Here is a 1,648-nt window from a genome sequence, read left to right as displayed (position 1 = left end):
CGAGCACCTTGGTGAACGGCTTGTGCCAGCTCAGGTTCTCGCGCGCGAGACGCGCCCAGAAGCCCTCGTAGTCCTGCTCGGCCTCGGCGACGAGCGCACGGTAGGCCGGCATGCCGGAAATGGTCGCCGTCTTCTCGAGCGCCGCGGGCGGCGCAAACTGACGGGTTTCGTGAAGAACCGATTCAATCGCAGACATCGACTACCCCTTGGTGAACATGAATCCTCTGCATGGCGGCGCGATCGTGCGCGCCGCGTCTTGGCCGGCGCTTGCGCGCCGCTGTCTCCCACTCACCCGCGCGCGGCCCGGAGGAGGCTGCGCACGATGCTGCGCCGCACCACGTCAAACGGCGACGCGCGTGCAGCCCGGCGGTTTCCACGATAAGCGTTCGAACTTACCCATCACTTACGCGGCCGTGCGCAGCACACACGTGCACTGCGTAGCGGACGGCCGCTTTACGCTGTTACAAACGCGACCCTACAATCCTAACTGAACTCGCCCCCCGGACTCCAGCTTGAATCGCTACGCCTTCTTCCTGATCCTGTCGATGCTGCTCGTCGGCAGCAACGTCGGTATCGGCAAATCCATCGTCGTGTTCGTTCCGGTCGCCATTCTCGCCACGCTGCGCTTCGTGATCGCGATCGCCGTGCTGTGGCCGCTGTTCAGCCCCGTGAAGATGCGCGCGGTGCGCCGCGCCGAATGGCTGAACCTGTTTCTGCAGGCATTCTTCGGCACCTTCATGTTCACGCTGCTGATGCTCAACGGCGTGCAGCGCACGAGCGCGGTCGCCGCCGGCGTGATCACCAGCACGATTCCCGCGATCGTCGCGCTGTTCGCCTGGCTGATCCTGCGCGAAAAACCGAACGGCCGTGCGCTCGTATCGATCGCGCTCGCCATCGCCGGCGTCGTGACGATCAACCTCGCGAACGGCAACTCCGGCAACGCAGGCAGCGCCTCCGCCGGCTCGCTCACCGGCAACCTGCTGATGCTCGGCGCGGTGTGCTGCGAATCGATCTACGTGATCCTGTCGCGTCGGCTCACGCAGACGCTCGCCCCGATCGACATCTGCGCCTACACGCACCTGTTCGGCCTGTTCCTGATGCTGCCGCTCGGCGCCGGCGCGCTGTGGCATTTCGATTATGCGAGCGTGCCGGCCGGCACGTGGGGGCTCGTCGTCTGGTACGGGCTGTCGGCCAGCATCTTCTCGTTCTGGCTGTGGATGAAGGGCATCCGCCACGTGCCGGGCAGCCTCGCGGGCGTGTTCAGCGCGGTGCTGCCGGTCGCGGCCGCCGCCTACGGGATCGCGTTCCTCGGCGAGCGCCCGACGCTCGCGCACGGCGTCGCGCTCGCATGCGTCGTCACCGGAATCGTGCTCGCGAGCCTGCGCGTGAAGCGCGCGCCGAGCGCCGCGGCCTGATCCGTCCCCGCCCCGTCGGCGCGTCGCTGCAGCCGCGCCGGCCAACGCGTTACAATAGCGCGCCGTTTCATCGCGTTTCATCGTTACCCCCGATACCTGCGCCCCGCGCCCGCACCGCCACCATGTCCGCCCCGCATTCGCCCGGCCCCGGCCGCCGCTCGCTGCGCCCGCTGCCCGCGCTGATCTTCATGAGCCGCTGGCTCCAGGGTCCGCTTTATCTGGGTCTGATCGTC

2 protein-coding genes and 1 pseudogene are annotated in these 1,648 nt (G+C 67.7%); 2 read left to right on the top strand and 1 reads right to left on the bottom strand.

Translation table 11 applies throughout. The features are described from left to right. Positions 1-196 (bottom strand): acetyl-coenzyme A synthetase N-terminal domain-containing protein (locus tag C3Y15_RS31350; protein WP_279588472.1); only part of this gene is annotated, 196 nt, incomplete at its 3' end. Between the two features lie 316 nt (positions 197-512). Between C3Y15_RS31350 and C3Y15_RS31340 the strand changes: the two genes are divergently transcribed. Beyond that, positions 513-1,415: a DMT family transporter gene (locus C3Y15_RS31340; RefSeq protein WP_011885481.1), complete on the top strand. Its 903-nt coding sequence runs from the start codon at positions 513-515 to the stop codon at positions 1,413-1,415. 122 nt (positions 1,416-1,537) lie between these two features. Continuing rightward, positions 1,538-1,648, top strand: a pseudogene (locus tag C3Y15_RS32495) (TIGR00645 family protein); the annotation flags it as partial.

The sequence above is a fragment of the Burkholderia sp. B10 genome (assembly GCF_004368385.1).
In the GTDB taxonomy this organism is placed as follows: Bacteria; Pseudomonadota; Gammaproteobacteria; order Burkholderiales; family Burkholderiaceae; genus Burkholderia; species Burkholderia vietnamiensis.
The sequence above is the reverse complement of the archived record's forward strand: the minus strand, read 5'-3'. Positions and strand labels throughout refer to the sequence as shown.